General features: G+C 71.9%; 23 protein-coding genes and 1 riboswitch. Of the genes, 7 read left to right on the top strand and 16 right to left on the bottom strand.

The features are described 5' to 3' along the window. Positions 1 to 16: 16 nt before the first annotated feature. The 8 genes from ABZ911_RS04485 to ABZ911_RS04450 form a co-directional block, all read right to left on the bottom strand. A complete protein-coding gene (locus ABZ911_RS04485) occupies positions 17 to 1,132 on the bottom strand; it encodes a glycosyltransferase family 4 protein (protein WP_358051799.1) in 1,116 nt (371 codons plus the stop codon). Continuing rightward, positions 1,129 to 2,400: a M48 family metallopeptidase gene (locus ABZ911_RS04480; RefSeq protein WP_358051797.1), complete on the bottom strand. Its 1,272-nt coding sequence runs from the start codon at positions 2,398 to 2,400 to the stop codon at positions 1,129 to 1,131. Before ABZ911_RS04480 ends, ABZ911_RS04485 begins: the two co-directional genes overlap by 4 nt. A gap of 11 nt (positions 2,401 to 2,411) precedes the next feature. Next, positions 2,412 to 3,209, bottom strand: a complete 798-nt coding sequence (locus ABZ911_RS04475; protein WP_358051795.1) for a hypothetical protein — start codon at positions 3,207 to 3,209, stop codon at positions 2,412 to 2,414. A gap of 107 nt (positions 3,210 to 3,316) precedes the next feature. Further along, complete coding sequence (locus tag ABZ911_RS04470; RefSeq protein WP_358051793.1) at positions 3,317 to 3,805, bottom strand: C40 family peptidase; 489 nt, start codon at positions 3,803 to 3,805, stop codon at positions 3,317 to 3,319. A 74-nt stretch (positions 3,806 to 3,879) separates the two neighbouring features. Continuing rightward, a riboswitch (cyclic di-AMP (ydaO/yuaA leader) is annotated at positions 3,880 to 4,037 on the bottom strand. Positions 4,038 to 4,299: 262 nt separating this feature from the next. Next, complete coding sequence (locus ABZ911_RS04465) at positions 4,300 to 5,229, bottom strand: NlpC/P60 family protein (protein ID WP_358051791.1); 930 nt, start codon at positions 5,227 to 5,229, stop codon at positions 4,300 to 4,302. Positions 5,230 to 5,360: 131 nt separating this feature from the next. Further along, positions 5,361 to 6,683 carry an NYN domain-containing protein gene (locus ABZ911_RS04460; protein WP_358051789.1) on the bottom strand — a complete coding sequence of 441 codons (1,323 nt, stop codon included), beginning with the start codon at positions 6,681 to 6,683 and terminating at the stop codon, positions 5,361 to 5,363. Positions 6,684 to 6,850: 167 nt separating this feature from the next. Beyond that, on the bottom strand, positions 6,851 to 7,504 hold the full coding sequence (locus ABZ911_RS04455; RefSeq protein ID WP_358051787.1) for a response regulator transcription factor: 654 nt from the start codon (positions 7,502 to 7,504) through the stop codon (positions 6,851 to 6,853). A 19-nt stretch (positions 7,505 to 7,523) separates the two neighbouring features. Further along, complete coding sequence (locus ABZ911_RS04450) at positions 7,524 to 8,702, bottom strand: histidine kinase (protein WP_358051785.1); 1,179 nt, start codon at positions 8,700 to 8,702, stop codon at positions 7,524 to 7,526. A gap of 208 nt (positions 8,703 to 8,910) precedes the next feature. On the opposite strand from ABZ911_RS04450, the gene ABZ911_RS04445 reads away from it, so the two are divergent. Together ABZ911_RS04445 and ABZ911_RS04440 are read left to right on the top strand one after the other, a co-directional pair. Further along, entirely contained in the window at positions 8,911 to 9,399 is a 489-nt protein-coding gene (locus ABZ911_RS04445) for a PH domain-containing protein (RefSeq protein ID WP_358051783.1), read from the top strand. After that, positions 9,396 to 10,940: a PH domain-containing protein gene (locus tag ABZ911_RS04440; protein ID WP_358051781.1), complete on the top strand. Its 1,545-nt coding sequence runs from the start codon at positions 9,396 to 9,398 to the stop codon at positions 10,938 to 10,940. The genes ABZ911_RS04445 and ABZ911_RS04440 overlap by 4 nt, the downstream gene beginning before the upstream one ends. A 23-nt stretch (positions 10,941 to 10,963) precedes the next feature. Here ABZ911_RS04440 and ABZ911_RS04435 read toward each other — a convergent pair whose 3' ends face one another. The 3 genes from ABZ911_RS04435 to ABZ911_RS04425 are packed head-to-tail and all read right to left on the bottom strand — an operon-like array spanning position 10,964 to position 15,483. Further along, entirely contained in the window at positions 10,964 to 12,478 is a 1,515-nt protein-coding gene (locus tag ABZ911_RS04435; RefSeq protein ID WP_358051779.1) for a hypothetical protein, read from the bottom strand. Positions 12,479 to 12,514: 36 nt separating this feature from the next. Further along, positions 12,515 to 13,957, bottom strand: a complete 1,443-nt coding sequence (locus ABZ911_RS04430) for a serine/threonine-protein kinase (RefSeq protein ID WP_358051777.1) — start codon at positions 13,955 to 13,957, stop codon at positions 12,515 to 12,517. 11 nt (positions 13,958 to 13,968) lie between these two features. After that, positions 13,969 to 15,483, bottom strand: coding sequence for a serine/threonine-protein kinase (locus ABZ911_RS04425; RefSeq protein ID WP_358051775.1), 1,515 nt, complete (start codon positions 15,481 to 15,483; stop codon positions 13,969 to 13,971). A gap of 114 nt (positions 15,484 to 15,597) precedes the next feature. Between ABZ911_RS04425 and ABZ911_RS04420 the strand changes: the two genes are divergently transcribed. After that, a complete protein-coding gene (locus ABZ911_RS04420; protein ID WP_358051773.1) occupies positions 15,598 to 17,322 on the top strand; it encodes a DEDD exonuclease domain-containing protein in 1,725 nt (574 codons plus the stop codon). A 46-nt stretch (positions 17,323 to 17,368) separates the two neighbouring features. Continuing rightward, positions 17,369 to 17,656: an Lrp/AsnC ligand binding domain-containing protein gene (locus tag ABZ911_RS04415; protein WP_358051771.1), complete on the top strand. Its 288-nt coding sequence runs from the start codon at positions 17,369 to 17,371 to the stop codon at positions 17,654 to 17,656. A 77-nt stretch (positions 17,657 to 17,733) separates the two neighbouring features. On the opposite strand, the gene ABZ911_RS04410 is transcribed toward ABZ911_RS04415, so the two are convergent. Genes ABZ911_RS04410 through ABZ911_RS04395 form a run of 4 tightly spaced genes read right to left on the bottom strand, consistent with a single transcriptional unit; the run spans position 17,734 to position 21,928 of the window. Further along, positions 17,734 to 19,383, bottom strand: coding sequence for a ubiquinol-cytochrome c reductase cytochrome b subunit (locus ABZ911_RS04410; protein WP_358051769.1), 1,650 nt, complete (start codon positions 19,381 to 19,383; stop codon positions 17,734 to 17,736). Further along, positions 19,380 to 20,489: a Rieske 2Fe-2S domain-containing protein gene (locus tag ABZ911_RS04405; protein WP_358051767.1), complete on the bottom strand. Its 1,110-nt coding sequence runs from the start codon at positions 20,487 to 20,489 to the stop codon at positions 19,380 to 19,382. The genes ABZ911_RS04410 and ABZ911_RS04405 overlap by 4 nt, the downstream gene beginning before the upstream one ends. Continuing rightward, positions 20,486 to 21,295 carry a c-type cytochrome gene (locus tag ABZ911_RS04400; RefSeq protein ID WP_358051765.1) on the bottom strand — a complete coding sequence of 270 codons (810 nt, stop codon included), beginning with the start codon at positions 21,293 to 21,295 and terminating at the stop codon, positions 20,486 to 20,488. Before ABZ911_RS04400 ends, ABZ911_RS04405 begins: the two co-directional genes overlap by 4 nt. A gap of 15 nt (positions 21,296 to 21,310) precedes the next feature. After that, positions 21,311 to 21,928, bottom strand: coding sequence for a heme-copper oxidase subunit III (locus tag ABZ911_RS04395; RefSeq protein ID WP_358051763.1), 618 nt, complete (start codon positions 21,926 to 21,928; stop codon positions 21,311 to 21,313). A gap of 196 nt (positions 21,929 to 22,124) precedes the next feature. On the opposite strand from ABZ911_RS04395, the gene ABZ911_RS04390 reads away from it, so the two are divergent. The 3 genes from ABZ911_RS04390 (at position 22,125) to ABZ911_RS04380 (ending at position 24,369) form a co-directional block, all read left to right on the top strand. Then, positions 22,125 to 22,523 (top strand): hypothetical protein, encoded by a 399-nt coding sequence (locus ABZ911_RS04390; protein WP_358052417.1) that lies wholly within the window; start codon positions 22,125 to 22,127, stop codon positions 22,521 to 22,523. A gap of 6 nt (positions 22,524 to 22,529) precedes the next feature. Then, a complete protein-coding gene (trpD, locus tag ABZ911_RS04385; protein WP_358051761.1) occupies positions 22,530 to 23,576 on the top strand; it encodes an anthranilate phosphoribosyltransferase in 1,047 nt (348 codons plus the stop codon). A gap of 85 nt (positions 23,577 to 23,661) precedes the next feature. Continuing rightward, the gene (locus ABZ911_RS04380) at positions 23,662 to 24,369 is read left to right on the top strand and encodes a histidine kinase (protein WP_358051759.1); all 708 of its coding nucleotides are present in this window, start codon (positions 23,662 to 23,664) and stop codon (positions 24,367 to 24,369) included. 1 nt (position 24,370) lies between these two features. Here ABZ911_RS04380 and ABZ911_RS04375 read toward each other — a convergent pair whose 3' ends face one another. Next, a complete protein-coding gene (locus tag ABZ911_RS04375) occupies positions 24,371 to 25,564 on the bottom strand; it encodes an Ig-like domain-containing protein (protein ID WP_358051757.1) in 1,194 nt (397 codons plus the stop codon). Positions 25,565 to 25,670: the final 106 nt, after the last annotated feature.

The following is a 25,670-nucleotide window of genomic DNA, read 5'->3' as shown; positions in this document are numbered from 1 at the left end:
CCCCTGAGCCCGCCTGTCAGCCGTCCAGGAGGATGGCGCGGAAGCGGTCGCCGATCTGGTCCCACGACCAGTCGGACAGCACCCACTCCCTTCCCGTCCGCCCCATCTTCCTGGCCCGTTCCCGGTCTCCCAGCAGGTCGGCCAGCGTGTCCGCCACCTCTCCCACCGAGCGCCCGTCCACGACGAACCCCGTCTCCCCCTGCCGTACCGCGTCCGGCGCCCCTCCCGACGCCCCCGCCACCACGGGCAGCCCGGTGGCCGACGCCTCCAGGAACACGATCCCGAGCCCTTCCACGTCCACACCCCCCAGCCGGGTCCTGCACGGCATCGCGAAGACGTCTCCCGCCGCGTAGTACAGCGGCAGGCTCCCCGAAGGCACCTCCCCCGTGAACCGTACCGAGGCGGCCACCCCTGCGGCCCGTACCAGCCGGGCCAGCCGCCGAGCGTCCGGCCCACCCCCGACGATCATCAGCACGGCCTCCGGTACGGCCCGCAGCACCCTGGGCCAAGCCCGCACCAGCTGATCCTGCCCCTTCCGCGGCACCAGCCGGGACACGCACACCACCACGGGCCGCTCCCCCAGATCCAGCGCCCGCCGCACCACCCCGCCGTCGACCCCGGGATGGAACCGCGCGGGATCGACGCCGGGCGCGAGCCGTACCAGCTTGCCGGGAGGGATCACCGAGGCCAGCCGGTCGCGGGTGTAGCCGCCCAGGTAGGTGACGACGTCGGCGTGTTCGCCGATCCTGCGCAACACGGAGCGGAAGCCGGGCGCCCCGGCCCAGGACGCCTCGTGCCCGTGGGTGAGCATGACCACGCGCCGCGCCCCGGCGGCGCGCAGGCGGGGCGCCAGCAGGCCGAGTGGGGCCGCCGCCCCGAACACGACGGTGTCGGCGCCGTGCTCGGCCACGAGCCGCGCCGCCCGCCGCGCGACGGCGGGCGTGGGCAGCATGAGCGACGAGGGATGCCGCACCACCGGGTACGGCTGAAGCCGGTCGAAGGCCGCGCACCCCGGCCACTGCGGCGCGTACACCAGCACCTCGGGGGTGCGCGAGGCGAGGCCGTGGACGAACGACTGGATCCCCCCTGGCCGCGGCGGGAAGTCGTTGGTGACGATCAGAACCCTGGTCACGGGACGGGCAGGTCGTTCAGCTCGGCCCAGGAGCGCGCCAGGGCGATGCGCTCGGGGGCCGTGGGATGCGATGCATAGAGCACATACTCCACGACATCGGGCGACAGATCGGAGAGGTTGGTCGTGGCGAGGCGCTGCTGCATCGCGATGAACGGCGCCGGGTCCCTGGTCAGGTCCAGGGCGTGCACGTCGGCGCGGGCCTCGACGTGGCGGCTGATGAGGTTCTGCGCGGGCCCGGACAGGACCGTGGCCAGGCTGACCAGGCCCATCAGCACCCCAACCGCCAGCGGGTCAGCCAGGGGGCTGGAGCCGGGCAGGCGGGTGCGGCGCCGTACCGCGAGGGCCGCCCAGTAGAGCAGGACCGCGCCGAAAGCGGCGCCGAGCGCGCCGATCAGCGTGCCGTTGAGCACGTCGTCGTACTTCGCGTGCCCGAGCTCGTGCGCCACGACCAGTTCGACCTCGTCGGCGGGCGCCTTGAGCAGCGTGTCGTACACGACGATCCGGCGGGTGGCGCCGAACCCCGACACATACGCGTTGAGCGCGGTGGTCCGGCGGGAGGCGTCGGCGACCAGCACGTCCTCGACCGGCACCCCGTCGCGCGCGGCCATGGCCAGCAGGTCGGAGCGGAGCGGCCCGGCCTGCATCGGCCGGAAGTCGTTGAACAGGGGCTCGAACACGATCGGGTAGACGAAGGACGCCACCACGGTGAGCAGCGCCGCGCCCGCCGCCGCGGGGATCCACCAGCGCCTGAACCGGCGGGCCAGCGCGATGACGGCGACGACCATGATGGAGGTCAGCACCACGCTCACGCCGACGCTCTTCAGCCGGTCGGCGTTCCAGCTCGCCCAGGTCTGGGTGGACAGGCCGAAGTCGCGGAGCTGGATCTCGTACCAGACGCCCAGCGGCCAGCGCAGCAGTTCGAGGATCGCGGTCAGCAGCAGCACGCCGAGGATCACCCGCACCCACCACGGCCCGCGCAGCACCCCCAGCACCTTGGCGCCGAACGGCGTGGCCACCAGCAGGCCCGCGAACAGCACGGTCAGGCCGAGCGACAGGTAGGCGGGCGGGCCGACCGCCGCGTCGAAGGCCGCCGCCCGGGCGATCTCGGCGGGCGTGAAGTCGCGGGCCGGGTCGGGCGGCACGTACGGCGCGCCGGCGGGCAGCGCGTGCCACGGCGTGGTCAGCGCGACCACCACCAGGATCACCGCGCCGAGCAGGGCCAGCACCAGACCCGCCTGCCGCCGTTCCGCCCGCCGTTGATCGACCATCCGCCGCTCCCTCACGCCAGTTCCCTGCGCACATACTCGCGCCACGCCGCCGTCAGCGTGGCCACCGACAGGCCGAGCGTGGACAGCGCGGCCGAGACGCCGCGCTCCCGCGCATCACCGTAGAGCCTCACGAGGGCCTGTTCGCCGAATCGTCCCGCGAGGAGCCGGCAGGCCAGCCACGCCTCCTGGTAGGCCTGCGCGAGCCGTACCCCGCCGGGGGCGAAGGCGGCGGGGCCGGGGAGGTCGCGGGGCGGGCTGCCGGCGCGCACCTCGGCGGCCAGTTCGGCGGCGGCGACCGGGACGGGCAGCCCGGCGTCCCGGTAGCCGACGTAGTCGGCGAGGCCCTCGCGCAGCCACACGGGCACCTCGCCGCCGCCCGCGGCCACATGGGTGAGCTCGTGGGCGAGCACGACGCCGCGTCCGGCGGGCGTCAGGCGGGAGAACGCGCCGGGGACGACGATCACCCGGTCACCGTCGGCCAGCGCGGCCAGCCCGTCGACCGCGCCCGCCCCGGCCAGCGCCGCCGCCCGCGCGGTGGTGTCGGGCACCACGACGAGCGGGCGCGGCGGTCGCCCGAAGAGCTCAGCGACGGTACGGCCCGCGGCGTCGGCCCGGGAGGCCAGGTCGCGCAGCAGGCCGGGGTCCGCGCCGGGATGGCCGACGATCAGGGAGCGGCTGCCGTACACGATCCGGGTGCCGCCCTCCCAGAGGCCGCGCGCCTCGGGCGGTGTGGCGCGCCCCGCCGAGCCGCCGGCCAGCAGCGCGAGCCCGGCCGCCAGCGCTGCTCTGCGGCTCACCTGCACGGACACGTCCCGATCGTAGTGGCAGGACGCGAACGCCCCGGCCTCCGTGTCGCGGGAGGCCGGGGCGCTCTCCCCGGGCTCACGCCGAGTTCCGGGGTCGTGCGGCCGGCAGGCTAGCCGCCGGGACGGACCGCGCCGGCGAAGGAGGCCTTGCGCCAGCGGTTGAGCTTCTCGATCCGCACCGTCTTGCCGGTGCTCGGCGAATGGACCATCTTCCCGCCGCCGACGTACATGCCCACGTGGCCGCGCCCGCGGAAGAACATCAGGTCACCGGGCCTGAGGCTGCCCCAGGAGACCTTCCTCTTGATGCGTGCGTACTGGCTGTGCGTCACGCGCGGGATCTTGACCCCGGCCTTGCTCCAGGCGTACTGGACGAGACCTGAGCAGTCGAAGGCGCCGGGACCCGTGCCGCCGTAGCGGTAGGGGTCGCCGATCTGGCCCTTGGCGATGGCGACGGCCTTGCCGGCCCTCGCCTTCTGCCGAGCGGTTCTGGCCTGCTTCGCGGACTTCACGGAGCCGTCCGCGGAAGCTGTGGCCGTTTTCGTCGTCGCCGCCTGGGCCGCGGTGCCGGGAAGGACGAACCCTCCGGCGGTCACCGTCATGGTGAGTGCGACGCCACTGAGGGCAAGGCGGGTCAGACGGGTTTCGTGCAGGGAGGTAGACAGAATCGTCTCCTAGAGACTTCCACGAATGCCTACCGGGTTAGCTGACGGATTCGGGCGTGGAAGTCGCCCTACGGCGCGCTGGGCGCCGATTCACCCCTTGATCCCTCTTGGGATCTGGTGGGTCCCCGGCTCCGTGCTCCTGGCCGCACGGATTCGGCAGGTCACCGCCCCGCTCAATCGGGGTACGGCTCTCGCCTCGGTGGCGGTGACCGGCGGATCTTGATTCGTGCGACGCCATGGCTTGTTCGCCGCGGAGCCAGAAGGTACTCGGCGCGTCATGGCCTGGCAAAGCGTCGGTCAAGTGTCAGGAGGCGAGCAAAGTGGTGGATCCCCGGTGGCCCTGGGGTTCCGTTACCCTAATGTGACCCTGGTCACATGGGGAGGTTCACACGGCCAGTCAGGTCCCTTGTGTCACGTTAGTCACACGGGCTTCAGGGGCGGATCGCGCCCACGATGCGCCTGCCGTACGACGAGAGCGTGGCGACCTTGACCACATCGCCCGTCTGCGGCGCGTGGACGATCTTGCCGCCGCCCGCGTAGATGCTCACGTGCCCGAGGCCCTCGCTGAAGATCAGGTCACCGGGCTGCAGCGCGTCCATGGACACCTTGCGGCTCGCCCCCCACGACCACTGCGACCAGGTGGTGCGCGGCAGCGACACGCCGCCCGCGCGCCAGGAGGCCTGTGTGAGGCCCGAGCAGTCCCATCCGCCCGGCCCGGTCCCGCCGAACACGTACGGCTTGCCCACCTGGGCGAAGGCGAAGCTCAGCACGGAGGCCGCGTTGCCGGAGGCGGAGCCGGTGTACTTGATCCCGGTGCTGTTGGGGTTCCCCTTGCGGTACGCGCCCAGGCGGGTCAGCAGCTTCTTCTGCTCCTTGATGAGCTTGAGGACCTTCTCCTTCTCGTCCAGGACCTCGTCGCGCGACTTGTCGGCCTCGGCGAGCGCCAGCTTGGCCTTGTCGCGCTCGCTCTTCAGCGCGCGGTTCTCCTGGTCGAAGGCGGCCAGCGTCTGGGCCCGCTCGGACGCGATCTGGTCGGCCATGGCCAGGCTGCTGAGCATCGCCGTGGGGTCGCCGTTGCCCAGCATCGCCGGCCAGGAGGTGACCTCGCCCACCTGGTAGGAGTCGACGGCCAGGGTGACCAGGGAGGAGCGCAGGTCCTTCACCGTGGCCAGCTTGGTCTTGTAGCTCTCGTTGAGCTTCGCGTAGAGCTTCTTGGCCTTGGCGTGCCGGTCGGTGGCGCCGTTGTAGCGGTCGACGACCTTGTCGGCCTGGTCGTTGAGCTTCGCCAGCTTCCGCTTGGCCTGGGCGATGGTCGGTTTCGGATCGGCCGCGGCGCCGTTCAACGGCAGCGTCAGCAGCATCCCGATCGCGAGACCCGCGGCAGCAGGTACCCGGCCAAACCTCACAAGCCTCGCCCTCCCAGTGATCATACCTGGGGCGAAATAGTACAGAAGTGGCGACCCTCGGCGAGCCGTATCGCCTGATTCGTGACCTATGCTCGGCCGAGCCGCCGCAGCAGCAGCGCCGAGGACACCGGCCTCGCGCCCATCCGGCGCACCGACTCGGCCACCTCGCGGTCGGAGGAGACGACGGCGATGGCCCTGCCCTGCGGTTCGGCCCGGACGAGTTGCCGGATCAGATCGTCGGCGATCTCGCCCGGCGCGCTGAACATCACCCGCACCCCGCGTGGGGCGACGACCTGTACGGGGGCGTTCAGCTCGGCGCCGTCGAAGACGACGGTCACCTCGACCCTGGTCTGCGCGGCCAGCCCGCCCAGTCCGGTCATCAGGCGGGCGCGCTGGTCGGCCAGGGTGAGCGTGCCGTACCCGGTCTTGGTCACGTTGTAGCCGTCGATGATGAGGTGGACCTGCGGCAGCGCCAGGAGCTGGTCGAGGAGCTGCGGGTCGTCGTCGGACAGGGCGCGGGCGGGCACCCCGCGCACACCCGGCGCACCCGGCACGACCGCGGCCACCGAGTCGGCGGGCCTGCTGATCGTGGTGGGCAGCGCCAGCTCCCTGCGCAGCCCGGCCGAGGCGTCCTGCAGCGCGTCGAGCAGCACCCTGATCCTGGCGTCCTCGACGCTGCGGCCCTCGCGCGCGGCCCGGCGCGAGGCTTCGAGCTGCCGCTCGGCGTCGGCCAGCCGCTCCTTGAGCCGGCGCAGCTCCGACTCCCCCGCGCTGCCCGCCACGGAGGCCGCGTTCCTGGCCTCCTCGGTGGCGTGCTCCAGCTCGGCGGAACGCCGGTCGGCGGCCTTGGCCCGCTCGCGGGCGTCGTGCAGCTTGCGGCGCAGGTCGGAGTTCTCCGAGCGGGCCGCCTTGAGCTGCTCGCGCAGCCGGTCGGACTCCTCCTTGGCCGAGCTCTTCTGCGCGGCGAGCTGCTCACGCAGCCGGATGACGGTCTGCTCCTTGGCGTTGCCCTCAGCGGCGACCGCCGAGCGCTCGATGTCGCCGCGCGCGGTCTCCACCATCTCCGCCCAGCCGGGCGGCCTGGTCAGATAGGCTGCCGCCGCCACCAGGACGGGGTCGGCGGCGGGCGGCACACTGCCCTCGGCCAGCCCGGCGACCAGCTCGGGCCACCCCTTCGCGACGTGCTCGGCGACGGCCTCGCGGAACTCCTTGTCGTTCTCCAACTGCGCGGCGATCGGCGCGCTGCCCAGTTTGGCGCGTTTCCGCGGGTCGAATTTGGCGATTCCACGCAGCGGCGGCGGCACGACGGCAGCGGGCATCGCGCCCAGCACCTGCGCCGCCAGGTCGACCACGTTGAGCCGCACCTGCTCGGGAAGCGGGCGAGACAGGCCTTCACCGGCTGAGCTCATCCCACTGCCTCTCGACTGACCCTCGCAACCTGCCTTTCAGACAAGGGTACGGCTGTCGCGAACATGACCGCGTCACAGGCATATGGACGGCCTTGTACGACGGGGAACCGCCCGCCCCGCCCCGGCACCCGGACGATCTTCAAACGACCGGTGGGCCGGCCGCCGCCTCAGCCCGCGTCGTGCACGACGAGCGCGATCTGCACCCGGTTGTTCAGGTTGAGCTTGGTGAGGATGCGCGAGACGTGCGCCTTCACCGTGGCCACGCTCATGTACAGCTCCGCGCTGATCTCCGCGTTGGAGTTGCCCTGGCCGATCGCGACCGCCACCTCGCGCTCGCGCTCGCTCAGCTTGGCGAGCAGGCCGCGGGCCCGGTCGCGGCGCCCGCCCGCCCCGCCGTCGGCGACGTGCGCGATGAGCTGGCGGGTCACCAGCGGCGACAGGATCGGCTCGCCCGCGGCCACCTTCCTGATCGCGGAGACCAGGTCGGCGGGCGGGATGTCCTTCAGCAGGAAGCCGGCGGCGCCCGCGCGCAGCGCCCTGAGCACCTGCGCGTCGGCGTGGAAGGTGGTCAGCACGACGACCTCGGGCGGGTTGGCGGTGGCCCGCAGCGCCTCGGTGGCGGCCAGGCCGTCGACCCGCGGCATCCGGATGTCCATCAGCACCACGTCGGGCCGGTGCTCGGCGACCATCGGCGCCACCTGGTCGCCGTCGGCCGCCTCGCCGGCGATCTCGATGTCGCCGGTGCCCGACAGGATCATCGACAGCCCGGCCCGCACCAGGGCGTCGTCGTCGACGATCAGCACCTTGATGGGAGTGTTCATACCGCCCTTTCCTGCGCCGTCACGGCCATGGCAACCAGGCCCGCAGCACGAAGTCCCCGTTGGAGTCGGCGCCGTGCTCCAGCCGCCCGCCCGCCAGGTCGACCCGCTCGGCCAGGCCGATGAGGCCGGTGCCCGTACCGGGGATGGCGCCCGCCCGGCGCGCGCGGCCCGCCGGCACCGCCCGCAGATTGCGCACCGTGACGCACGTTCCCTGGACCGGCTCACCCGCGACGCTGACGGTGACGGGCGCGCCCGGCGCGTGCTTGCGCGCGTTGGTCAGCGCCTCCTGGACGATCCTATAGGCGTTGCGGCCCACCGCCTCGGGCGGTTCCGGCTGCTGGAGGTCCAGGGTCACGTCCATGCCGGCCTGCCGCGACTCCTCCACCAGGGCCGGCAGGTCGGCCAGGGTGGGCTGCGGGCGCTCGGGGGTCGGGTCGTCGGGGGTGTGCCTGAGCACGCCGATCACCTGACGGAGGTCCTGCAGCGCCTCGTGCGCGCTGGATCTGATCGCCCCGGCCGCCTTGGCGATCTGCTCGGGCGGGGCGTCGGGGTGGAACTCCAGCGCTCCGGCGTGCAGGCTGAGGATCGAGATCCGGTGCGCGAGCACGTCGTGCATCTCCCGCGCGATGCGCTCCCGCTCCAGCCGCCTGGCCTCCTCGGCGGCCACCTCGGCCTGGGCCCGCAGCGACCAGACCACCTGCCGCCTGGCGCGCACGACCATCCCCCAGGCGAGCAGCATCCCGCTGAAGGCGATTCCGACGACGACCGACGGCCAGTAGCCGAGCTCAGGGTCGGGGCGCAGGGCGACATAGGGAAACAGGGTGACGGTGCTGAGCAGGACGACCGGACCGGCGACCTTGAACGGACGGTGCACCGCGACGCTGAAGAGCGCCACGACCTGCGGGCCGCCCACCATGACCAGCCCGGTGGAGAGCATCGCCAGGACCACCGGCAGCATGACCGGCCAGCGGCGGCGCAGCCACACCGCCCCGCACGCCAGCGCCCCGACCACCAACTCGGTCAGCACCAGGGCGGGCGGGTCGCCCTCGATGTCGGAGAGGGACAGCAGTGCGATCCCGCAGGCCGCCAGGAACAGCAGGGTGTCCACGATCCAGTCGCGCATGGAGCGCCGGACCGGCTGGCCCTCGTCGGCACCGCCGAGCAGGACCGAGGGCAGCAGCCACCGGTACTCCGTCATGTTCACCGAGGTTACGGCCTTCTCGGGGCGCTCAGACAGCGACCAAAGTAGGTGACCCGCTCGACCTCGGACGGACGCCCCGGCCCGGCGCCGATCGAGAGGCTGGAACCATGAAGGGACCGCTCGAAGTGCTCGGCCTGCTCGTCCCCCTCCGGGGGCTGCTCCTGATGTCCGCCGCCGGATCGATGGGCGAAGAGCGGAGGTCGCGATGAGCGCGGAGCTGCGCCCGCCGCGCAACCAGGCGGACCCGCGCGCGGTCGGCTGGTGGATCGCGCAGAACCTCATCGCCACGGTGATCGTGTTCGCCGTGGCCGCCGCGGCGTACTGGATCTTCACCGACCGGCCGCTCTGGCTGGGCGTCGTGATCGCCGCCCTCGCCGTCGCGTTCCTGGCCCACTCCGTGCTCACGCCGCGCTTCTACTACCGGGTGGAGCGCTGGGAGGTGACCGACGAGGCCGTCTACACGCGCTCCGGCTGGCTCACCCAGACCTGGCGGGTCGCGCCGATGTCCCGGATCCAGACCGTCGACACCGCGCGCGGGCCGGTGCAGCGCCTGTTCGGGCTGGCCGATGTGACCGTGACCACGGCCTCGGCCGCGGGCGCCATCAAGATCGCGGCGCTGGACCACGAGCTGGCGGCCGAGCTGGCGAAGCGGCTCACCGCCATCACCCAGGCGACCCCCGGGGACGCGACGTGAGCGACGAGACCGGGTGGCGCACGCTGCACCGGCGCGTCCCGCTCGGCGAGGCGGTCATGTCGCTGGCCGTCGTCGTGCCCGCCGTGACCGGGCTCACCCGGTTCATGCTCGGTGAGGACTTCTCCCCGGCGCTCACGGCCGCCGCGGGCGCGGGCGCGACCGCGCTGATCATCGGGGCGGCGCTCTGCCACGGGATGATCCGGCTGCGCAGCACGCGCTTCCGGCTGACCGGCGAGCGCCTGGAGCTGGTCTCGGGCACCATGGTCCGCGAGCACCGCTCGATCCCCCGGGACCGGGTGCGCAGTGTGGACCTCAAGGCCGATCCGGTCCGGCGGGCGCTGGGCCTGGCCGTCCTCAAGGTGGGCACCGGCGAGCACGCCTCGGGCGGGAAGGCCGAGCTCACCCTCGACGCGATCGCCGTGCGCGAGGCCGAGGCGCTGCGCCGTACGCTGCTGAACCAGCCGGCTCGGGAGGAGCCCGAGGAGCCGCTGGCGCGGCTGCGATGGGCGTGGATCAGGTACGCGCCGCTGACCGTGTGGACCTTCGTCGGCGGCGCTCTGGTGGTCGGCGTGGCGTCGAGAGCGCTGAAGGCTCTGGGCGTCGAGGTGTTCGAGACGCGGGCCGCCGCGCAGGCGTGGGACTGGTTCACCGGCGCGCTCTGGCTGACGATCCCGCTGCTGGTGCTGGCCAACGTGCTGGTCGGCCTGGCCGGCGCGGCGGCGGTGTACGCGCAGACGTGGGGCAGGTACCGCCTGGAGCAGGAGCCGGGCACGCTCAGGATCCGCCGCGGCCTGCTCACCACCCGCTCGCTCACGCTGCGGGAGAGCCGGCTGCGCGGGGTGCAGGTGGCGGAGCCGCTGCTGCTCAGGTTCGGCGGCGGGGCCAGGGTCAAGGTGGTCGCCGGCGGTCTGCGCAAGGACAAGGACGACGAGAGCGAGGACAAGGCCGCGCTCACGCCGCCGCTGCCCGCCGCCGAGGCGCACCGGATCGCCGCCGCGATCCTCCGCGAGCACGCGCTGCCCCTGGGGGACCTGCGGCCGCACCCGAGGGCCGCGCGGACCCGGCGGCTGCGGAGCGCGGCCCTGACGGTCGCGGTGCTCGCCGCCGCGCTCGGCGCGACCGGCGCGCTGACCGCCTGGATACCCGGCTGGGCGTACGCCGTGCCGGTCGCGGTGCTGCCCGTGGCGCTGTGGTTCGCCGCCGACGGCGCGCGCGGGCTCGGGCACCTGCTGGGCGAGCGGCACCTGGTCACCCGGTCGGGTTCGGCGGTGCGCAGGACGGTCGCGCTCGACCGGAGCGGGATCGTGGGGTGGACGATCACCGAGTCGTACTTTCAGCGGCGGCTGGGCCTGCTGACGGTGTCGGCGACCACGGGGGCCGGGGACGGGCACTACGACGTGCTCGATGTGGGCCGCGCCGACGGGCTCGACCTGGCGGCGCGGGCCGTGCCGGGACTGCTCGGGCCGTTCCTCGTGGGCGCGGCGGAGGCCGTCCCTGCCCGTGCCTCTGGTGACCGGATCCCACAAAGATCACCGAATTAGGGCACTCGCAGGGGACTCGCGACTCAGCTACCCGTCCGGCCGACGGCGTCGAGCACGGCCCTGGCGACCTCCAAGGCCCCGGCGGCGGACTCCTTCTCCGGCATCAGCGTCACCTTCGGCGAGTTGGTGGGCTCGCCGTCGAGCCGCTCGGCGCCGGAGAAGCCGATGACGAACATCCGGCTGCCCGAGCGCACGACGAGGGTCTGCCCGCCGGAGTGGACGACGTTCTTCACGTCCTTCAGGTACTGGGTGTAGGCCTCGTCGCCCAGGCCCTTCAGGTCGCTGATCCGGCCCCAGGAGTAGCCGCCGAGCGAGGTGGACGCCATCGACTTGGCGCTGCCCCGCTCGCTGCTGAAGCGGCCCCTGGCCGCGCTCACGTCCTGGCCGCCCGCGCGGTTGGTGAAGGTGTGGGCGGTGACGAGGACGCTGCGCAGGCGGGTGACGCCGCCGTCGGCGGGGATGTCCAGGTTGAGCCAGCGGCACTCGTCCTCCCTGACCGCGCTCGTCCCGGTCTCCCTGGCCCTGGTGGCGGGCGACGGCACCAGCCTGGCGGCGGCCGGCGTCACGCTCCGGCACCAGGCGGGCAGCGCGGACTTGACGGTCGGCGACGTGGTGGGCTCGGGCGTCGGGCTGGAGGTGGCCTCGGAGCCGACGGCGGCGAGCACGCCCGGGTGCTCGGCCTGCCACCCGGCCACCCCCTTGGCCATGTGTCCGAGCAGGACCGTCACCTCGCGGACGGCGTTCTCCTCGGTGACGGCCCGCGCGGTCTTGTTGGTCAGCACGGCGGCGTCCTTGCGCTGCTGGCCGGCCTGGTACTTCACCTCGATCGTCATGTCGCCCACGCGGGCGCGGCCCTCGCCGAAGGCGTACCAGTGGACGGTGCCCGAGCGGCTCCAGGTGTACTGGGCGAAGCCGCCGTCACCCACGCCGGGAAGCTCGGTGACCTTGGAGTAGTAGGTCTTCTCGCCAGGTTCCGGCGTCTGCTTGGCGGTCGCCTTGTAGGTGAAGAAGCGCAGGTCGCTCTCCTGCGAGCGCTGGGCGATGGACCGGCCGGTCTTGTTGCGCTCGCCCTTGTGCTGGAGCACCTTGACGTCGATCTCGCGCGAGCGCCAGAACTCGCCGTAGGAGATGCGGTCGTTGACCCACCTGCACGACCACACGACGTTGTCCTCGGCGTCCCGGGAGCTCCTGGTGACCGTCGCGCCGGGGGCCAGGCGCTCGGCCTCGGTGTCCGGCACCATCGCGCAGGGGTCCGGCGGCGCGGCGGTGGGAGGCGGGGAGGCGCGCTTGGCCGGGGCCGGGGCGCCGGTGTAGAGCAGGTAGCCGCCGGTGCCGCCGGCGACCAGCACGACGGCCGCCGTGCCGACCACCGCAGGCAGCACCCAGGAGGCGCGCCGCGGCGCGGGCGGCGGCGGCGGGGGCGGGGGCGGCGGGGGCGGCGGCGGCGGTACGGCTGGCCTGGTCGGCGGCTCGACCTGCCAGTTCGGCAGCCGGTACGGGTTCGTCGGCGACTCGAAGTCGTCGCTACCGCGATTCATGGCCCCCCAGAGTAATAAAAGATCCCCGAAAGTGATTTATCCGGACAAAGCGGCGAATACCTGCTCGGCCGTGTCGACGGCCACCGCCCGGTCGGCCGCCGAGGCGCCCTGGACGTCGCGGTGGTGGTAGACGATCTCCCCGGTCAGGTTGCTCGTCCTGGCCACGACCGCGCACCAGAGCTGCCCCTCCCCCTCGTCCGTGTTCATGTACCGCTCGAACCGGTCCTGGGCGAACGCCTCCTCGCCGACGCCGGGGACGTCGCGCAGCGTGGAGGTGGTCGTGCGGAAGGCGGTGTTCTCCTCCTTGCCCCGGTGCGAGCGGTCGTCGCCGAACAGCAGCGCGGCCACGCCCGGCCCGTCGTGCCCGCCCTGCGGCCGGTGCGCCTTCACCCGGACGGTGATGGAGCGCTGGACGATCCCCCTGACCAGGTACGACCACTGGCACTCGCCCGGCCGGGGCCTGGCGCGCCTGGCCGTACCGCCCAGCAGGGTGGCGGCCCGCTCGGCGGTGATCAGCTCGCACGGGTCGGGCGCCGTCGCGAACCGGCCGCCCCCCGCCTCGGCCCGTACGGCCAGGCCGTACGCCAGCGCGCCGCCCGCCAGCAGCACGACGGCCGCGATCGCCGCCGGGACCTTCCAGCCGCGCCCGCGCCCGCTCCGCGAGGTGGCGGGCGGGGCCTGCTGCGCCGCGAGCAACCCCTGGCGCACGGCCGCGGCCCCCGGGCGGCTCGCCGGATCCTTGGCCAGCATCGCCGACAGCAGCCCGCCCAGCTCGCGGCCCGCCCTGACGGGCGGCGGCGGCTCGTGCAGCAGCACGGCGGCGGCCACGGCGGCCGGCAGCGCCCGCTGGAACGGCGCGACGCCCTCGACCGCGGTGTAGAGCGTCGCCGCCAGCGACCACAGGTCGCTGGCCGTGCCCGCGGGCCGCCCGTTGAGCCGCTCGGGCGCCATGTAGCCGGGCGAGCCCGCCGAGGCCAGCACGTCGCCGGCCGCGTCCATCGTCGCGGCGATGCCGAAGTCGGCCAGCAGCGCCCTGCCGTCGGCGTCGAGCAGCACATTGGCCGGTTTGACGTCCTGGTGCAGGATGCCGTGCGCGTGCGCGACCTCCAGGGCCGACAGCACCTGGACGCCGATGCGCGCGACCGTGGCCGGTGGCAGCGGCCCGCCCTGCCTGACCACCTGGTCCAGGGAGCGGCCGGTGACCAGGTCCATGATGATCCACGGCAGGCCGCGCTCCAGGAGGACGTCGTGGACGACCACGATGCCCGCGTCGCGCAGCCGGCCCGCCGCCCTGGCCTCGTGGATCGCCCGGTCCACGAACCTGGCCCGCTCGGGCCCGCCCAGCTCGGGCGGCACGCGTACCTGCTTGACCGCCACGTCCCTGGTGAGCAGCTCGTCGCGGGCGCGCCAGACGGTGCCCGCGCCGCCCTCGCCGAGCCGTTCCGCGAGCCGGTAGCGGCCCGCGAGCAGATGGTCCACTCCCCGCCCTCCTACGCCTTGGCCCGCAGCGCCCGCTCGGTCAGCTCGGCCATGGTCAGCGCGCTCCGCCTGATCCGCTCGTCGGTCGGACCGGCGCCGATCGTGGTGTACTCCACCTTCACCACCAGGTTGGCGATCCGGTAGTAGACCAGCGAGGAGTGCGCCCGGCCGCCGGGCCCGGTCATCTCGAAGGCGAAGGCCTCCTCCCCGCGCCCGGCCAGCCGCCGGGTCGGGGTGATCTTCGCGGTGAAGGGCCCCTTGGCGCCGATCTCCTCCCACGTCCAGCGGACCTCGTCGCTGTCGTTCCAGTACCGCTCCAGGTTGGCGAAGAGCGTGTGCGCCGACTGCGCGGTCATCGACCACGGGTCGGGGGTGTCGGAGTCCTTCTGCGCCTGGAGCGCGATGCCGGTGCCGGCCCGCGTCCACGCGCAGCTCGGCCCCTCCTCCTCGTCGTTGCTCGCCTGGCCGGCGGGCGGCTCGGCCATGCCCAGCAGCGCGCCCGCCTCCTCGGGGGTGAGCAGCGAGCACAGATCCACCGGCAGCGTGTACGCCTGGGGCGCGCTCCGCCCGTTCCCGGCCAGGATCACCACCGCGGCACTCACCGCCACCGAGACCGCCACCACCGCGGCCACCACCCACCACGCCTTGCCCGCCCGGCGAGGCGGCCGCGCCCGGCCCGGCGCGGTCAGGTCCTGCGTCACCGAGAACTGCGGCGCCTGACCGGCCGCCACCTGCCGCAGCGCGTTGATCGTGGTCCACGGGTCGGGCCTGGCCCCGGGATCGCGGGCCATCATCGCGCTCACCACCTGGCCGAGCGGCCCGGCCAGCCGCGGTGGGCGCGGCGCCTGGGTGAGCGTCGCCCTGAGCCTGTCCATCGGGGTGCCCTCGTAGGCCGTGACCCCCTCGACGGCCGCGTAGACGGTGGCCCCGAGGGACCACAGGTCGCTGGCCGGGCCGCCGTGGTCGCCCTCCAGCCGCTCGGGCGCGATGAAACCGGGCGAGCCGATCATCAGCCCCGCCTCGGTCAGCGGCGCCGCGCCCTCCTGCCTGGCGATGCCGAAGTCGGTGAGCACCACCCGGCCCGAGCTGGTGAGAAAGACGTTGGCGGGCTTGACGTCGCGGTGCTGCAGGCCGCGCGAGTGGGCGGCGGTGAGCGCCTCCAGCACGTCGGCGCCGATCCTGGCCGCCTGCGCGGGCGGCATCGGGCCACTCTCCCTCAGCGCCTCGGCCAGGGTACGGCCGCGCAGGAGCTCCATGATGAGCCACGGCCTGCCGTACTCCACGACCACGTCGTGCAGCGCGACGATCCCCGGGTGCCGCAGTTGCGCGGTGGCCTGCGCCTCGCGTACCGCCCTGGTGACGGCGTCGGCGCGCTCGGCCTCGCCGAGGCCCTCGGGCAGGGTGAGCTCCTTGACCGCCACCTCGCGGTCAAGCATCTCGTCTCGGGCCAGCCACACCTTGCCCATGCCACCGCTGCCGAGCGGGTGGATCAGGGTGTAGCGGGCGGCCAGTCGTCCGCCGGACATACAGGGGAGAGTAACGAAATCCCCTTGCGAAGAGATATTCGATCTACCTTCCGAGACCTGCGGTCGCCGCCCCCCAGCGGATAACTGTCGGTCGGCCCTTCTATGGTCATGGTCGTGGACGCGGTTCAAGGCACTCTCGACGAGCTCGGCACCCCCCTGAGCGAGGTCACGTTCGTCGTGTTCGACCTCGAGACGACCGGGGGTTCGGCCGCCGAGCACGCCATCACCGAGATCGGCGCGGTCAAGGTCAGGGCGGGGGAGATCATCGGCGAGTTCGCCACCCTGGTCGACCCCGGCGGGCCGATCCCGCCGTTCATCTCGGTGCTGACCGGCATCACCGACGCCATGGTGATCGCCGCGCCGCGGATCGAGGCGGTGCTGCCGGCCTTCCTGGAGTTCATCAAGGGCACCACGCTGGTCGCGCACAACGCCGGGTTCGACACCGGCTTCGTCAAGGCGGCCTGCGCCGCGCACGGCTACCCTCCGCCCGTCAACCCGGTCGTCGACACCGTGGACCTGGCCCGCCGGGTGCTGACCCGCGACGAGACCCCCAACTGCAAGCTCGGCACGCTGGCCAAGCTCTTCCGCAGCGGCGTCGAGCCGTGCCACCGCGCCCTGCAGGACGCCAGGGCCACCGTGGACGTGCTGCACGGCCTCATCGAGCGGGCCGGCTCCTTCCAGGTGCACACGCTGGAGGAGCTCAAGTCCTTCGTCCGCGCGCCCACCCCCGAGCAGCAGCGCAAGCGCCACCTCGCCGAGTCGGTGCCGCACTCCCCCGGCGTCTACCTGTTCGAGGACGAGCGCGGCGAGGTGCTCTACATCGGCAAGAGCACCAACCTGCGCAACCGGGTGCGCTCCTACTTCACCGCCGGCGAGACCAGGCCGCGCATCCGCGAGATGATCGGCATCGCCGAGCGGGTCCGGCACATCGTCTGCACCACCGGGCTGGAGGCCGAGGTCAGGGAGCTGCGCCTGATCGGCCAGGCCAAGCCGCGTTACAACCGCAGATCCCGCTTCCCCGAGAAGGTCGTCTGGCTCAAGCTGACCGACGAGCCCTTCCCCCGCCTGTCCATCGTGCGCGACCTCAAGGACGACGGCGCCGCCTACCTCGGCCCGTTCACCAGCGGCCGCGCCGCCGACGACGCCCGCATCGCCCTGCACGAGGCCCTGCCGCTGCGTCAGTGCACCCAGCGGCTGACCGAGCGCACCAGGCGCGCGGCGTGCGTGCTGGCCGAGATGGGCCGCTGTGGCGCCCCCTGTGAGGGCCGGGAGAGCCCCGCCGACTACGCCGTGCACGTGGAGAACGCCAGGCGGGCCATGCTGAGCGACGTCGGCCCGGTCTTCACCGCGCTGGAGGCCCGGATGGAGCGGCTGTCGGTCGAGCAGCGCTACGAGGAGGCCTCCGTCGACCGCGACCGCCTGGCCGCCTACGTCCGCGCCGCCGCCCGCATGCAGCACCTCAGCTCGCTCACCACGATCCCCCAGATGGTGGCCGCCAGCCCCGCCTTCGACGGCCGCTGGGAGATCCACGTCATCAGGTACGGCAGGCTCACCGCCGCGGGCGTGATGCCGCGCGGCGCCCACCCCACCCCCTTCGTCGAGGCGCTGGTCGCCACCGCCGAGACCGTCCGCCCCGGCCCCGGCCCCATCCACGCCGCCAGCGCCGAGGAGACCGAGTGCATCCTGCGCTGGCTGGAGTCGCCGGGCGTGCGACTGGTCGAGGTGGACGGCGACTGGGCCCTGCCCTCCGGCGGGGCGGCCCGGCACAAGGCGCGCATCGAGCACGCCTACCGCGGCCTGGAGCGACGCAGGGCGGCGGAGGGGCGTCCGCTGAGGTGAGGGACTAGAGTCGGAGCGCAGGACGCACTTCAACGAGGAGGACCGCGTGGTCACGGCCATCGTGCACATCAACGCCGAGGTGGACAAGATCCCAGAGGTGGCCCAGAAGATCGCCGCGATCGACGGAGTCAGCGAGGTCTACTCCATCACCGGCGCGTACGACCTGCTGGCCATGGTCCGGGTCTCCGCCTACGAGCAGGTCGCCGAGATCATCCCGGGGCGGCTGAACAAGGTCCCCGGTGTCCTGCACACCGAGACCCACATCGCCTTCCGCGCCTACTCCCGCCACGACCTGGACGCGGCCTTCTCCCTCGGCCTCACCGAGTCCGACTAGAGGACCGACCGCCTCTGGCGGTGGAACACGGAAAAGGGCCCGGAGTGATCCGGGCCCTTTCCGTTTCGGTCAGCGTGTCAGCGCGTCAGCGAGTGCTCGTCGTCGCCGTGACCGACCGCCGCGTGCTCCTCCTCGTGGCCGTGGCCGTCGTCGAGGACGATCTTCTCCCCGCCGTACGCCTTCGACATCCGGGCGCGCAGCTTGCCGATCGGGCCGCGCATGCCCTTGGGTGGGATGCCGTCGGTGTCCTCCGCGGCCGGAATCGAGTGGACCGGCTCCTTACCGCGCATGTGGGCCTCGATGTCCTCCGCCGGAGGCGTGTGGACCTCGATGAACTCACCGTGCGGCAGGCGCTTGATCACGCCGGACTCCACGCCGTGCCCGATGACCGAGGCGTCGGAACGCTGCAGGCCGAGGCACATGCGGTAGGTGATGATGTACGCCAGCGCCGGGCCGACCAACACCAGCACCCGTCCGACGTAGGTCGTCATGTTCAGGCTGACGTGGAAGTTGGCCGCGATCTCGTCGTTGGCGCCGAGCAGCCAGAGCACGCCGTAGAACGTGATGGCCGCCATGCCGATCGAGGTGCGGTGCGGGTTGTTGCGCGGGCGGTCCGCGACGTGGTGCTCGCGGCGGTCGCCGGTGACCCACTGTTCCAGGAACGGATACAGCGCCAGGCCCGTCATGATGATGCCCATCGGCACCAGGGCCGGGATGATCACGCTCAGTGGCAGCGTGCCCGCTTCGGAGGTGCCGAAGAGGTTCACCTCCCAGGCGGGCATCAACCGCAGGGAGCCCTCCAGGAAGCCCATGTAGAAGTCGGGCTGCGATCCCGCGGAGATGTCCGCCGGTGTGTACGGCCCGAACGCCCAGATGGGGTTGATCTGCACGAAGGTCGCCAGCCCCGCCACCACCGTGAAGGTGAACATGAAGTAGGCGCCGGCCTTGAGCATGAACGACGGGAAGAACGGCGCGCCGACCACATTGTGGTTGGTGCGGCCCTTGCCCGGCATCTGGGTGTGCTTCTGCACCCACATGAGGATCATGTGCGCGGAGATCAGCGCGAGCAGGATGCCCGGGATCAGCAGGATGTGCAGCGAGTAGAAGCGGGCGAGGACGTCCTCACCCGGATACTCCCCGCCGAACAGGAAGAACGAGATGTACGTTCCCACCAGGGGTAGCGAGATCGCCACACCCTGGGTGATCCGCAGACCGGCGCCGGAGAGCAGGTCGTCGGGCAGCGAGTAGCCGGTGAGGCCTTCGAGCAGCGCCAGCGTGAGCAGCAGGACGCCGATGACCCAGTTGAGCTCGCGCGGCTTGCGGTACGCACCCGTGAAGAACACGCGGAGCATGTGCACCATCATGCCGGCGACGAACAGCAGGGCGGCCCAGTGGTGCATCTGCCGCATGAGCAGACCACCGCGCACCTCGAAGCTGATCTCCAGCGACGAGGCGTAGGCCTCGGACATCACGACGCCCTTGAGCGGCTCGTACGGCCCGTCGTAGATGACGTGCCCCATACCCGGCTTGAACCAGAACGTCAGGAACGTACCGGTCAGCAGCAGGATGATGAACGAGTAGAGCGCGATCTCACCGAGCAGGAACGACCAGTGGTCCGGGAAGATCTTGCGCATGTTGCGCTTGAGGAAGGTTCCGGCGCCGATCCGGTCGTCGATGAAGCTCGACGGGCCGGCGACGGCCTTCGGGACCGTGACAGGAGTGCTCATGCGTGGCCCCCCTCGGAGCGGACCTTGGCCTCGGCGTCGCCACGCTCCCAGAAGCTGGGTCCGACGGGCACGGCGAAGTCGCCCTTGGCGATGAGGTAGCCCTGCTCGTCGATGCCGATCGGCAGCTGCGGCAGCGGCCTGGCGGCCGGGCCGAAGATGACCTTGGCACCGTCGGCCGCGTCGAAGGTCGACTGGTGGCAGGGGCAGAGGATGTGGTGCGTGGTCTGCTCGTACAGGGCCGCGGGGCAGCCGACGTGCGTGCAGATCTTGGAGTAGGCCACGATCCCGTCGTGCGTCCAGTTCACGTTCGTGCCCGACTTGATCTCTTCGGGCCTGAACTTGATCAGGATGAGCACGGCCTTGGCCAGAGCGTTGAGGTCGTGCTCGTAGCCCTCGGGGACGACCGACAGGATGCCGCCGGGCGAGTTGAAGTCGGCGGCGCGGATCGGCTGACCCGTGCCCTCGACGATCAGCTTGAGCGGCTTGCCTTCCTTGTTCTTGTGACCCCACACCGTGTGCCGGAGTTCCTGCTGGAACTGGGAGGCGGGCATCTCGCTGTTGTCGAGGTCGCGCAGCAGCACGATCGGCAGCAGGCCGAGCGGCGCGGACGCGAGCAGCAGGGTACGGCGCAGCAGCGGGCGCTTGGCGACGCCGCTCTCCTTGGCGCCCTGCAGGAACGTCTCGGCGACGAACCCGCGGGTCTCGGGGTCGGAGGCCATCCTGTGGCGCTCCTGGACGAGGGTGTACTTCGGCATGATGTGCCGGACCCAGACCACGATGCCGACGGCCAGCCCCAGCAGGGCCAGCGTCAGCGGGGCGCCCAGCGCGAGGTTGGAGACGGCCGTGCTCTCGACGTCACCGACCTGGAACACCACGTAGTTGATGATGAAGGCGATCGCCGAGAGGAAGGTGATCGTGAAGCAGATCGCCACGATCCTCTCGGCCTTCTTGGCCTTCTCCTCGTCCGGCAGGTAGACGCCGGGTACGTCCCCTTCCTCCTGCGGCGGCGGGGTTTCGAGCATCGGGGCGCCCGCGCCCGGAGTGCCGATGACGCGCTTGGGTACGCGCTCGTCGGGCTGCTCGATCTGATGTCCGTTGTCTGTCATGACGCCTGTCGCTTCTTCGCGGTAATCCAGATGGCGGCGAGTACCAGGGCGGTGATGCCCACTATCCAAGCTACAAGGCCCTCGGTGACCGGGCCAATGCGCCCAAGGCCGAAACCTCCGGGGTCTGTCTGCTCACGCACGTCGGTGATGTAGGCGATCATGTCGCGCTTCTCTTCCGGCGTGATCGTCGAGTCGTTGAAGATCGGCATCGCCTGTGGGCCGGTCGCCATCGCCTCGTAGATCTGCGTGGGCGAGGCCTCGTTCAGGTTGGGGGCGTACTTGCCCCGCGTGAGCGCGCCGCCGGCGCCGGTCCAGTTGTGGCACTGGATGCAGTTGGCGCGGAAGAGTTCGCCACCCCTGGCGACGTCCCCGAGTGCCGGGTCGACCTGCTCCTTGCCCGGGATCGTCGGGCCGCCGCCGAGGGACTGCACGTAGGCGGCGAGCTTCCGGGTGGTGTCCGCGTTGACCCACGGGGCCGTGGGCTTGCGCGGGGCCTGCGCACCGGGGTTGGCCATGGGCATACGTCCACTGCTCACCTGGAAGTCCACGGCCGCGGCGCCGACGCCGACGAGCGTGGGGCCGTTCGAGGTGCCCTCGGCGTTGAGCCCGTGGCAGCTGGAGCAGTGCGCCTGGAACAGGCTCTTGCCTTCTGCCACGTCGTCGACCTTGCCGGACGCGATGGCCGCGTCGGCGGGTCGGCCGGACTGCGCGCTGATGAGGGTGTATGCACCCCCGACCAGCAGCAGCGCGAGAAGCAGGACGGCATATCTCGCGAGGGGATGCCGCCGAGCGGTGATCCTAGTCACAGAGATCCCGTTTCCTTAATGGATGATGTAGATGGTCGCGAAAAGGCCGATCCAGACCACGTCGACGAAGTGCCAGTAGTAGGACACGACGATCGCGCTGGTCGCCTGCTCATGGGTGAAGCGCTTCGCGGCGTACGTACGTCCCAGCATGAACAGGAACGCGATCAGTCCACCGGTCACGTGGAGGCCGTGGAAGCCCGTGGTCAGGTAGAACACCGAGTCGTAGGCGGTGTGGGACAGCACGTGTCCCTCGCTCGCGAGCTCCATGTACTCGTAGATCTGACCGCCGACGAACACCGCGCCCATGAGGAAGCTGACGAGGTACCAGAAGCGGAGCTTGCCGACCTGACCCTTTTCCGCGGCCCACACGCCAAGCTGACACGTCACACTCGACAGGACCAGGATGATCGTGTTGACCGTGGAGAACTCGACGTTCAGGTGCGCCTCGGGCCAGGACTGGCCCGAGCCGAGGCTCACCGACCGAATGGTGAAGTACATCGCGAACAGCGCCGCGAAGAACATGAGCTCAGAGGACAGCCAGACAATCGTCCCCACACTGACCAGGTTGGGTCTGCGGAACGGATGTGCTGTCGTCGTCGTTGTAATTGCGGATGCTGTCGCCACGGGCAGCATTATTGCGGCTCTGGTGGTCGGGTCGGCGCACGCCCCCCCGTTAGTGGGGGCAAACCCGCCAACAACCTGGGACAATTGGGGCATAACACCCGCCGGGCACGGCGGCCTGGGCTTCCACACGGAGGCACCGGTACGATCCCAGTGACCATACTTCTACCACCGATAGTGAGCTGTGACCGTGAGCACCGACGACACGATGAGGGTCCTCGTCTACAGCGACGACGCGAGCACCCGGGAGAAGGTCAAGCTGGCCATCGGCCGGCGGCCCGCCGCCGACCTCCCGCTGGTCGAGATCGTGGAGTGCGCCACCCAGCCCAAGGTGCAGCAGTTGCTCGACGCCGGTGACATCGACGTCGCCGTGCTCGACGGCGAGGCGCAGCCGGCGGGCGGGATGGGCGTGGCCAAGCAGGCCAAGGACGAGGTCTACGACTGCCCGCCGATCTGCCTGATCATCGCCAGGCGCGACGACCGCTGGCTGGCCGAGTGGTCGCGCGCCGACGCCGTCGTCTCGCAGCCCCTGGAGCCCATGGTGCTCGCCGACACCGTCGCCGACCTCATGCGCCGCCGCTCCGCCACCCGACTCAACGCGAAGTAGGTTCCCATGGACGCCCGCACCACGTGGCCCGCACTGCTGTCGGCCCTGCTCGCCGGTGAGCACCTGACCGCCGACGAGACGGCGTGGGCGATGCGGGAGATCATGTCGGGTACGGCCACCCCGGCTCAGATCGCGGGCTTCGTCATCGCGCTGCGCGCCAAGGGCGAGACCGTCGCGGAGGTCAGCGGGATGGCCCGCACCATGCTGGAGATGGCCACGCCGCTGCACATCGACGGTCCCACCGTCGACATCGTGGGCACCGGCGGCGACCGCGCCCACACCGTCAACGTCTCCACCATGGCGGCCATCGTCACCGCCGCCGCAGGCGTGCGCGTGGTCAAGCACGGCAACCGGGCCGCCACGTCCTCGTGCGGCGCCGCCGACGTGCTCGAGCACCTGGGCGTCCAGCTCGACCTGCCGCCGGAGATCACCGCGCGGGTGGCCCAGGAGGCGGGCATCGCCTTCTGCTTCGCGCCGGTCTACCACCCCGCCTTCCGCTTCGCCGGTCCGCCGCGCAAGGAGATCGGCGTGCCGACCGTCTTCAACTTCCTCGGCCCGCTGACCAACCCGGCCAGGCCGACCGCGCAGGCCATCGGCGTGTTCGACCCGTGGATGCTGCCCGTCCTGGCCGGCGTCTTCGCCGAGCGCGGGGTGTCGGCGCTGGTGTTCCGCGGCGACGACGGCCTCGACGAGCTGACCATCGCCACCACTTCGACCGTCTGGGTGGTCCGGGACGGCACCGCGACCCAGACCGTGTTCGACCCCGCCGTGCTGGGCATTCCCCGCGCCGGGGTCGACGCGCTGCGCGGCGGCGACGTGGCGTTCAACAGCCAGGCCGTGCACGACCTGCTGCGCGGCAAGACCGGGCCGGTGCGCGACGCGGTGCTGCTCAACGCCGCCGCGGCGCTGGTGGCGGCCGACGGGGCCGGCGACGACCTGGACTCGGCGATGATCGACGGCTACGCGCGGGCCGTCCAGGCGGTCGACTCCGGCCGCGCCGCCGCCACCCTGGACCGCTGGATCGAAGTGAGCCGCTCCCTCAGCCGCGGGTAGCCCGGCCCGGATGGTCCGCTCGGAGGAGGAAAGATCCACCCGTAAGTGGATGCCCGGACACCGCTCCCGGACCTACGCTCCGCCCATGCCGCGTCTCGACCCGCTGTTCTGGATCATGGCGATCGCCGTACTCGCCCTGGCGTCCCTGGTCCTTCTGCTTCTGCGTGAGCGCGCGCGCACGACGGCGCGGCGGCGTGAGGAGCTGAGCGACCGCCGGGAGATCGTGGAGCGCGCGCGGATCGCCAGGGAGTTGCACGACGTCGTGGCGCACGGGGTGAGCGTGATGACGCTGGGCGTGGGCGCCGGGCGCATGATCATGGACAAGGACGCGGCGCGGGCCAGGGAGACGCTGCGGGGCGCCGAGGAGACCGGCCGGCAGGTGCTGGCCGAGCTGCAGCGCATGCTGAGCCTGCTGAGCGGCTTCACCGGACCGCCGCCCGCGCGGACCCCGCAGCCCCGCCTGTCCGACCTGGGCGACCTGCTGGAGCGGGTACGGTGCTCGGGCCTGAGCGTCGACCTGGTGAGCGACGGCACCCCCGCGAACGTCGGCCAGGGCCTGGAGCTGTCGGCCTACCGCATCGTCCAGGAGGCCCTGGAGAACTCCATGGCGCACGCCCGCTCGGCCACCGTCACCCTCCGCTGGCGTCCAGGCTTCCTGGACGTCCTGGTCCGCGACGACGGCCATGCAGGCGCCCCGGTCACCCCCGGCATGCGCCACCGCGCCGCCCTGTTCGGCGGCTCGCTCACCGGGGGCGCCGAACTGCACGCCCGCCTGCCCACGGACCAGCACTGAGCTACAGGTAGTCGGTACGGCCCGACTTGACGGAGCTCCACTGCAGCCACTGCTTCCAGTCCTCCTGCCAGTGACCCCAGCCGTTCATCGGCTCCAGCTTGCGGGGCGATCCGGTGATGATGATCGGGTCTCCGATGAGCGTGTTGCGGATGAACCAGGAGGCGTTGCTCGGGCTGATGTTCACGCAGCCGTGGCTGACGTTGGAGTACCCCTGGGAGCCCACCGACCAGGGGGCGCTGTGCACGTACTCGCCGGAGTTGGAGATGCGCACGGTGTTGTACACGGTCATGCTGTAGTAGCCGGACTGGCCGGGGCCGATGCCCGGTGAGGTCATGATGGTGACCGGCTCCCTGGACATCGCCAGGTGCACGCCGGAGGTGGTGTAGTACTTCCAGGCGCCGCCCTGGCCGGCGCTCATCGGCATGGTCCTGATGAGCTTGCCGTCGCGCCTGACCTTGAGGTGGTGGTTGGCGGTGCTGCCGCTGGTGATCTGGGAGCGCCCGATCTTGAAGTTGAGCGCGTAGTCGCGCTTGCCGTACAGGCCCTGGCCGCCTCGCACGCCGGCCAGGCGGGCCTCCAGGCGGACGTCGGTGTGCGCCGGCCAGTACTTCTTCGGCCTGAAGTCCACGTGCCGTGAGTCGAACCAGTGCCAGGCGCCCTCGACCGGCTTGGAGGTCCTGACGATGAGGTTGCGCTCGACCGAGACGCGGTCGGTGATCTCGCGGTCGAAGGTGATCATGATTGGCATGCCGATGCCGACGGTCAGGCCGGTGTCGTCCTTGTGCGGCAGGATCTGCTCGATCCCGAACGCCTTGACCGCCTTGACCGTGGTGAACGTGCTGGTCGTCCGGGTCTGCCTGCCCTGCGGGTTGACCGCCACCGCGGTGACCGTGTACGAGCTGCCGGGACGGGCCGTGCGCTTGCTGCGCCACCGGGTGGCGTCGGCGCTGAGCTCACCGTGCATGGCGCCCTCGGTGCCGCGTACGGTGACCTCCTTCAGGGTGCCGCCCTGCGCGGCCACCAGGACGGTCGTGTCCGTCGGGATGTTCCCGGCCTTGTTCGCCGGGAGCACGGAGATCACCGCGTCCGCCGCCGCGGCCGGTGACGCCTGCCCCGCCGCGTCGCTGGCCGCGCAGCCGGCCAGCATCGCCATCCCCACCGGCAGGGCCAGCACGCCGGCCGCTCCACGGTTCATGAGCCCCACGTGAACTCCCCCATCCCGCCTCGATCTTCACATCCTTCCTACCCTGGGTGATCGACCGACCACATCCGGCCATCGGTAAAAAGCGCGAAAAAGCGGG

The organism is Nonomuraea sp. NPDC046570, from assembly GCF_040645915.1.
In the GTDB taxonomy this organism is placed as follows: domain Bacteria; phylum Actinomycetota; class Actinomycetes; order Streptosporangiales; family Streptosporangiaceae; genus Nonomuraea.
The sequence above is the reverse complement of the archived record's forward strand: the minus strand, read 5'-3'. Positions and strand labels throughout refer to the sequence as shown.

Coding starts and splice junctions, on each gene's coding strand:
- ABZ911_RS04480 (WP_358051797.1), bottom strand. CDS start 2,400: ATGGTCGATCAACGGCGGGCGGAACGGCGGCAGGCGGGTCTGGTGCTG.
- ABZ911_RS04470 (WP_358051793.1), bottom strand. CDS start 3,805: ATGACGGTGACCGCCGGAGGGTTCGTCCTTCCCGGCACCGCGGCCCAG.
- ABZ911_RS04465 (WP_358051791.1), bottom strand. CDS start 5,229: ATGCTGCTGACGCTGCCGTTGAACGGCGCCGCGGCCGATCCGAAACCG.
- ABZ911_RS04460 (WP_358051789.1), bottom strand. CDS start 6,683: ATGAGCTCAGCCGGTGAAGGCCTGTCTCGCCCGCTTCCCGAGCAGGTG.
- ABZ911_RS04455 (WP_358051787.1), bottom strand. CDS start 7,504: ATGAACACTCCCATCAAGGTGCTGATCGTCGACGACGACGCCCTGGTG.
- ABZ911_RS04450 (WP_358051785.1), bottom strand. CDS start 8,702: ATGACGGAGTACCGGTGGCTGCTGCCCTCGGTCCTGCTCGGCGGTGCC.
- ABZ911_RS04445 (WP_358051783.1), top strand. CDS start 8,911: ATGAGCGCGGAGCTGCGCCCGCCGCGCAACCAGGCGGACCCGCGCGCG.
- ABZ911_RS04435 (WP_358051779.1), bottom strand. CDS start 12,478: ATGAATCGCGGTAGCGACGACTTCGAGTCGCCGACGAACCCGTACCGG.
- ABZ911_RS04425 (WP_358051775.1), bottom strand. CDS start 15,483: ATGTCCGGCGGACGACTGGCCGCCCGCTACACCCTGATCCACCCGCTC.
- ABZ911_RS04410 (WP_358051769.1), bottom strand. CDS start 19,383: ATGAGCACTCCTGTCACGGTCCCGAAGGCCGTCGCCGGCCCGTCGAGC.
- ABZ911_RS04405 (WP_358051767.1), bottom strand. CDS start 20,489: ATGACAGACAACGGACATCAGATCGAGCAGCCCGACGAGCGCGTACCC.
- ABZ911_RS04395 (WP_358051763.1), bottom strand. CDS start 21,928: ATGCTGCCCGTGGCGACAGCATCCGCAATTACAACGACGACGACAGCA.
- ABZ911_RS04390 (WP_358052417.1), top strand. CDS start 22,125: ATGAGGGTCCTCGTCTACAGCGACGACGCGAGCACCCGGGAGAAGGTC.
- trpD (WP_358051761.1), top strand. CDS start 22,530: ATGGACGCCCGCACCACGTGGCCCGCACTGCTGTCGGCCCTGCTCGCC.
- ABZ911_RS04380 (WP_358051759.1), top strand. CDS start 23,662: ATGCCGCGTCTCGACCCGCTGTTCTGGATCATGGCGATCGCCGTACTC.
- ABZ911_RS04375 (WP_358051757.1), bottom strand. CDS start 25,564: ATGAACCGTGGAGCGGCCGGCGTGCTGGCCCTGCCGGTGGGGATGGCG.